The 6,388-nt window shown below is 69.6% G+C and carries 8 protein-coding genes; 7 read left to right on the forward strand and 1 reads right to left on the reverse strand.

Features of this window, described 5'->3' with window-relative positions:
- A partial coding sequence (locus CVO76_RS10085; RefSeq protein ID WP_208739146.1) for an APC family permease occupies nucleotides 1–1,023 on the reverse strand: 1,023 nt, incomplete at its 3' end.
- Nucleotides 1,024–1,269: 246 nt separating this feature from the next.
- Here CVO76_RS10085 and CVO76_RS10090 point away from each other — a divergent pair.
- The 7 genes from CVO76_RS10090 to CVO76_RS10120 form a co-directional block, all read left to right on the forward strand.
- Complete coding sequence (locus CVO76_RS10090; protein WP_133080147.1) at nucleotides 1,270–2,031, forward strand: FadR/GntR family transcriptional regulator; 762 nt, start codon at nucleotides 1,270–1,272, stop codon at nucleotides 2,029–2,031.
- Nucleotides 2,028–2,810: a cache domain-containing protein gene (locus CVO76_RS10095; protein ID WP_208739147.1), complete on the forward strand. Its 783-nt coding sequence runs from the start codon at nucleotides 2,028–2,030 to the stop codon at nucleotides 2,808–2,810. Before CVO76_RS10090 ends, CVO76_RS10095 begins: the two co-directional genes overlap by 4 nt.
- Nucleotides 2,807–3,691, forward strand: a complete 885-nt coding sequence (locus CVO76_RS10100; RefSeq protein ID WP_208739148.1) for an NAD-dependent epimerase/dehydratase family protein — start codon at nucleotides 2,807–2,809, stop codon at nucleotides 3,689–3,691. The genes CVO76_RS10095 and CVO76_RS10100 overlap by 4 nt, the downstream gene beginning before the upstream one ends.
- Nucleotides 3,692–3,870: 179 nt before the next feature.
- Nucleotides 3,871–4,095 (forward strand): hypothetical protein, encoded by a 225-nt coding sequence (locus CVO76_RS10105; RefSeq protein WP_133080144.1) that lies wholly within the window; start codon nucleotides 3,871–3,873, stop codon nucleotides 4,093–4,095.
- 98 nt (nucleotides 4,096–4,193) lie between these two features.
- Complete coding sequence (locus CVO76_RS10110; RefSeq protein WP_347876205.1) at nucleotides 4,194–5,030, forward strand: ABC transporter ATP-binding protein; 837 nt, start codon at nucleotides 4,194–4,196, stop codon at nucleotides 5,028–5,030.
- A gap of 42 nt (nucleotides 5,031–5,072) precedes the next feature.
- Complete coding sequence (locus CVO76_RS10115; protein WP_208739149.1) at nucleotides 5,073–6,071, forward strand: ABC transporter substrate-binding protein; 999 nt, start codon at nucleotides 5,073–5,075, stop codon at nucleotides 6,069–6,071.
- 4 nt (nucleotides 6,072–6,075) lie between these two features.
- A partial coding sequence (locus CVO76_RS10120) for an iron chelate uptake ABC transporter family permease subunit (protein WP_208739150.1) occupies nucleotides 6,076–6,388 on the forward strand: 313 nt, incomplete at its 3' end.

Below are 6,388 nucleotides of genomic sequence, written 5' to 3' on the forward strand. Positions count from 1 at the left end.
GCGGGCCATCGAGTAGGCCAGGCGCGAGGTGGCGGCCTGCAGGCTCAGCACGCAGGAGAGGAAGGAGACCAGGACGACGGCGAGGACGACCTTGAAGCCGATCGGTCCGAAGGCGGAGAGGAGGATGTTGCCGACGGGGTCCGTGTCGGCGCCGGAGATCACGGCGGCGAAGTCGGGGACGGCGAGGATCAGGGACAGGCAGACGAACATCGCGGCGAAGCCGCCGATGTAGATGGTCATCCTCATGGCCTTGGGGATGGTGCGGCCGGGGTTGGGGACTTCCTCCGCCACGTCGCCGCAGGCTTCGAAGCCGTAGTACTGGAAGATGCCGATGAGGCCCGCGGCAGCGAACGCCACGAAGTAGTTGCTGCCCTCCCCCGCGCCGAAGGACTGGAACAGGACGCCGAGGTCGTGGTGGCGGGCCGTCAGCAGCAGCCAGCTCCCCACGGCCAGTGCGCCGCCGAGTTCGGCCAGGAGGCCGATCATCGCCACGGTGTTCAGGACCCTGGTTCCGCCGAGGTTCAGGACCGTGGCCAGAGCGATGACCACGAGGCCGCAGATGATGACGGAATCGACGGTGTTGGCCATGCCCACGAGGGTGCTGAGGAAGGGCCCCGCCCCGTAGGCGACGCTGGCGATGGTGGTCAGGAGCGCCACCAGGTAGACCCAGCCGTTCATCCAGCCCCACTTGCGGCCCCACAGCCTCCGGGACCAGGGGTAGACCCCGCCGGCCACCGGGTACGCCGCGACGACCTCCCCGAAGACCGTGGCGACGAGGAGCTGTCCGATGCCGACGATCACGAGGGACCAGAACATCGGCGGCCCGGCAACGCCCAGCGACGCCGCGAACAGGGAGTACACGGCGACGACCGGCGACAGGTAGGTGAACCCCAGCGAGACGTTCCCCCAGAACGTCATCTCCCGCTTGAACTGCCTCTCGTAGGAGTAGCCGAGGCTGGCGAGGTGCTCGGCGTCCTGGTCCGCGATCGACCCGCTGGGCGGTTCCGTACTTTCTACACGCATCGGATTCCTTCTCTTCGGGCCCCCTGGCGCTCGTGTGAGCTGGACCACGTCGCAAAAACTATAGTTTCAAATGTTTTAAATCGCAATGACCGGTCGATCACCCTCAACTGGCGGCTCTATCCGGCAGGAACTTGGGAACCACGATGACATAACCTATGTTTCCGTCGGATTTCGTGCGTCCATCGGTCGTTCCGATCCGCGCCCGGCTACAGTTAGTGCTGTCCTTCCACTGCTTGGAGTCCCTTCTTGGCCCCCACCACCGCTTTCCAGGCCCACGTCTACCGGTCTCTGCCGGAGACCGAGCGCTCCGGGGCCATCGTGGACAGGATCTCCAAGGCGATCTCCCTGGGCCTGCTGAAGGTCGGCGAGCGGCTCCCCCCGGAGACGGCCCTGTCGGAGATGTTCGGCGTGGCACCGTCCACCCTCCGGGAAGCACTGTCCGACCTCCGGCAGCAGGGAATCGTCGCCACCCGGCGGGGACGCAGCGGTGGGACGTTCATCCTTCGGCAGCCCTTCACCTCGGAGGAGGCGATGAGGTCATGGTTCCAGGAGACCTCCATCGCCGAGATCCGCGATGTCGGCGACGAGCATGCCGCGATCGCGGCCGCAACGGTGAGGCTCGCCTGCGAACGGGCCGAACCCCACGAGGTGGGCAGGCTCCTGGAACTCGCCCGGGGCCTCGCCCTGTCGGACACACCGGAAGCGCGTGCACGTGCCGACAGCCGGTTCCACATCGAGCTGGCGGTCCTGGCCCAGTCCCCGCGGCTGACGAACGCGGAGATCCGGTTGCAGGCCGAGATCGTCCAGGCCCTGTGGGCGCCCCTGCCGTCGACCCGCGATCCGGAGCGGGTCGCGGCCGAGCACCTCGCACTGGCCCGCGCCATCGCGGACGACGCCTCCGAGCACGCCCAGCGACTGGTGCTGGAGCACATCCGGCACGACATCCATCATCTGGTGGACACCAAACTGTCCCTCGGGTACCCCACGAGCCGGCAGGAGCGCCCATGACCGCCCAAGCCCCTGCCCGGACGGCAGCAGCAGAGATCGCCGCGTGGATGAACGCGCTCGGCGTCGACGTCCATGCCTTCGCCGCACGGACGGCGGCGCTGTGGACCGACCGGACACGGCCCTTCGGCCTGACACCGGGCGACGTCGCACACCTCGAGGGGCTGGCCGGAGAGTTCCTGGCGGCCCACCCCTTCGTCGTCGGAGCGGGAGTGATCTTCTCCGCGGAAGCCATCCAGGGCAACGACGGCGGCCTCGAGTGGTGGATCCGACGCCAGGACACCGTCGAGAAACTGGAGTTCGACCTGACGCCGGGCGGAGAACGGTTCTACGACTACCAGAACATGCCCTTCTTCGCCTCGGCCAGCCGCACCGGGGAGCAGACCTCGTGGGGCCCCTACGTCGACTACCTCGGGCTGGACGAATACATCCTCACCCACTCGGCGCCCATCCAGCTGGGCGGGACGTTCGCGGGAGTGGCCGGCTGCGACATCAGGATCCGGACCCTCGAGGAGATCTTCATGCCCGTCCTCCGGGCCATCCCCGGGGACGCCGCGCTGATCAATGCGAGCGGCCGGGTGGTCGTCGGGAATTCGGGTGCGTACCTGGTGGGCGAGAGGATCCGCTCCACGCCGGCCGGAAGCGAGATGATCCCGGTCGAGGTGCCGCATCTCGGCTTCTCGCTGCTGAGCCGCCGCCAGGGCGTCCCGCCTGACCGGGCGCAGGACCGGACGTCCGCTACATTGGCTGACAGCGACCTACCCCAAGGAGAACACTCATGAAGGTCCTCATCACCGGCGCCCACGGAAAAGTGGGCCGAGCCGTGACGCAGGCGATGATCGCCGCCGGCCACGAGGTCAGGACCACCGACCTGACGCGCCCCGGGTACGAACGGAAGCCCGAGGGCACGCCGAAGTACACGATGGCGGACCTCACCGACGCCGGCCAGGCCTACGCCGTCGTGCACGGGGCGGAGGCCGTGGTGCACGTCGCCGCGATCCCCGAGCCGACCGGCCACCCGCCGCACGTCGTCTTCCAGACCAACCTCATGGCCACCTTCAACGTGCTCGAGGCGGCCATCCGGTTCGGCGTGAAGCGGTTCGTCTACATCTCGAGCGAGACCGTGCCCGGATTCTTCTTCCCGGAGCGGGACTTCCTGCCGGACTATGCTCCCGTCGACGAGGAGCACCCGGTCCACCCGCAGGACCCGTACGCCCTCTCCAAGCATTTCGGCGAGCAGCTGATGGACGCCGCCGTCGCGCGGTCGGACATCCGCTGCATCTCCATCCGGCCCTGCTGGGTGCAGTACGAGGGCAACTACGAGACCAACCTCGGCCCCCAGGTCCGTGACGCCTCGGTGCTGAGCCCGAACCTGTGGAGTTACATCGACGCCTACGACCTCGCCGACGCCATCGTGCTCGCGACCGGGTCCGACCTGCCCGGCCACGAGGTCTTCTACATCGCGTCGCCGGACAACGTCGGCGGGCACGACTTCGCCGAGTCGCTTGCGAAGTACTACGGCGACGCCATCGAGCTGCGCGAGCTGGACCGGAAGGACGCCTCGGGCATCTCCAGTGCGAAGGCGCAGAGGATGCTCGGCTGGGTTCCGAAGCGGTCCTGGCGTGACTACCTCGACACGGACGGGAAGTCGCTCGCCACCTAGGGCGCCGGCACCGCGCGCCCGAGCCGCCTCCCGGTGATACATCGCATGCGACGCCGACACCAACCCGCCGTCCGCACACTTCAGTGCCTGCCCGCAAGTGCTTCCAGCTCGTGTGCCGCGATTTCCCAGGCTCGTGCACGAGGGTGAGACTGAAGTGCAACGACGCGACGGGAGACATCATGAGTGCGGACCATTTGGAACGGGTTGTCGCAGCAGTGCGATCCAGCAGTCCCGCCACCGGCGCGCATCCCGTCGTGGATCCGTTCCCGCCGGCTGAACTCCAGGTCGCCGTCGCCTCGGCGGTCAGCAGCGGGGAGTCACTGGCCGTCGTCGCCGCCGTGGCCGACCTGCCGGCGCTCGCTGTCCTGGACGCCGTCGACGCGCTCCAGCCGGGCAGCACCTGACGCCGCTACGACCCGACGGGACGGCTGCAGCCGAATTAGCACACGCCCATGTGACGTTATTTCTTGCACTCCTGGTTAGGAGAACCTAACCTGAGGTCGTGCCCCTCGATGACCGCCCCGCCACGCCACTGCTCTCCGTCTCGGAGCTGGCCATCTCCTACGGGAGCCGGCGCGTCGTCGAGGCCGTCTCCTTCGACCTGGAACCCGGCACGGTCACCGCGCTCATCGGCCCCAACGGCAGCGGCAAGTCCACCCTCCTGCGCACCATCGCACGGCTGCACGCACCCGACGCCGGGGCGGTGACCCTCGAGGACGGCGCCGACCTCCTCGCACTCTCCCCCAGGGCGTTCGCGCGCACCATCGCCCTGCTCGCCCAGAGCCGTCCCGTCCCCGGCGGCCTCACCGTCCGGGAGGTCGTCACCTTCGGCCGCCACCCGCACCGCAGCCGCTGGACCGGGCAGGACCCCCGGGGCACCGCGGCCGTCGAGAAAGCCCTCGCGCTCACCCGCACCGCCGAACTCGCCGACCGTCCCGTGGCCGCGCTCTCCGGCGGTCAGATCCAGCGCGTCTGGCTGGCGAGCTGCCTCGCCCAGGACACCGGGGTGCTGCTCCTCGACGAACCCACCACCTACCTCGACCTGCGCTACCAGGTGGAGATCCTCGATGTGGTCCGCGACCTGGCGACCGACCACGGCGTGACCGTCGGCGTCGTCCTCCACGACCTCGACCAGGCCGCAGCCATCGCGGACCACGTGGTGCTGCTCGAGAACGGTGCCGTGATGGCGCAGGGCACCCCCGTGGACGTCCTCACCGCCGAGAACCTGTCCCGTGCCTACGGCGTCCGTGTGGACGTCACCGTCCGCGACGGCGCGGTGCACACGCGCGCCGTCGGACGGCACAACACACCGAGCACCGCCGCCCTCTCCGCTTCCTGATCCCCCACGGCGCAGCCCGCGCCACCGAGAGAAATGAAACCGATGACACAACCGAAGATCCTCGCTGCCCTCGCAGCGGTGGCCCTGCTCTCCCTGACCGCCTGCGGCACCACCGAGGAGGCCGCCGGCAGCGCCCCCTCCGAGGACGCGGCGGCGGGGGAGACCATCACGGTCACCGACGCCCGCGGCAAGGAGATCACCCTCGACGGTCCGGCCGAGCGCGTGGTCGCAACGGAGTGGAACGCCATGGAGAACCTCGTGGCCCTCGGCGTCATGCCGGTCGGCGCCGCTGACGTCGAGGGCTACGCCCAGTGGGTCAGCGCCGAGGCGCTGGACGACACCGTGACCGACGTCGGCGTGCGCGGCGAGCCCAGCATCGACACGCTCGTGTCCCTCACGCCCGACGTCGTCATCGTGACCGACCAGCTCGTCGAGGGCGCGATCGAACAGATCGAGAAGACCGTCCCCGTCGTCGTGATCCCCGGCGGCGACGCCACCGACAACATCGGCCAGATGTTCGAGAACCTCGACCTGATCGCCACGGTCACCGGTACCGAGGACCAGGCCGCCGAGCTGAAGTCCTCGTTCGAGGCCAAGGTCGCCGAGGGCAAGGCCGCCATCGAGGACGCCGGCGCCGCAGGCACCCCCGTCGCCTTCTCCGACGCCTACACCGATGCCGGCAGCGTCTCGATCCGCCCCTTCACCGAGAGCTCGCTCGTGGGCAGCGTGTTCGGGCAGCTCGGACTGGCCGGCGCCTGGACCCTCGAGGGGGATCCCGCCTACGGACTCGCGCAGACCGACGTCGAAGGCCTCACCGCGCTGCCCGAGGACACCGACTTCTGGTACATCGCCAACGACGCCTTCGGCGACCCCTACCAGGACGAGCTCGCGGACAACGCGGTGTGGAAGTCCCTGCCGTTCGTCGAGGCCGGGAACGTGACGCGCTTCCCCGACGCCCTGTGGACCTTCGGCGGCCCCAGCTCCATGGAGCAGTTCGTGGACGCGGCGGTCGAGGCCGCCACCGCCCAGGCCGCGGAGTAGCCCCGTGCCGCCGGCGATCCTGACCAGGCCCGCTCCGCTTCCGGACCGGGCCGACGCTCCGCGTCCCGGAGTGCGCCTGGTCCTCGCCGGCGGCCTCCTCGCGGCAGCCACCGTGGTCCTCGCCCTCGTGCACCTCACGCAGGGCACCTCGAGCGTCGGCGCCGCAGACATCCTCGGTCTGCTCACGGGGCACGACGACGACACCACCGGTGCCGTCGTCGCCGCGAGCCGCATCCCCCGCCTGGCTGCGGGCCTGCTGGTCGGGGCGGCCCTCGGCGCGGCGGGAGCCGTCCTGCAGTCCGTCCCCCGCGTTCGTC

It is taken from the genome of Arthrobacter agilis (genome assembly GCF_002953615.1).
Classification (GTDB): Bacteria; Actinomycetota; Actinomycetes; order Actinomycetales; family Micrococcaceae; genus Arthrobacter_D; species Arthrobacter_D agilis_B.

Coding starts and splice junctions, on each gene's coding strand:
- CVO76_RS10095 (WP_208739147.1), top strand. CDS start 2,028: ATGACCGCCCAAGCCCCTGCCCGGACGGCAGCAGCAGAGATCGCCGCG.
- CVO76_RS10100 (WP_208739148.1), top strand. CDS start 2,807: ATGAAGGTCCTCATCACCGGCGCCCACGGAAAAGTGGGCCGAGCCGTG.
- CVO76_RS10105 (WP_133080144.1), top strand. CDS start 3,871: ATGAGTGCGGACCATTTGGAACGGGTTGTCGCAGCAGTGCGATCCAGC.
- CVO76_RS10115 (WP_208739149.1), top strand. CDS start 5,073: ATGACACAACCGAAGATCCTCGCTGCCCTCGCAGCGGTGGCCCTGCTC.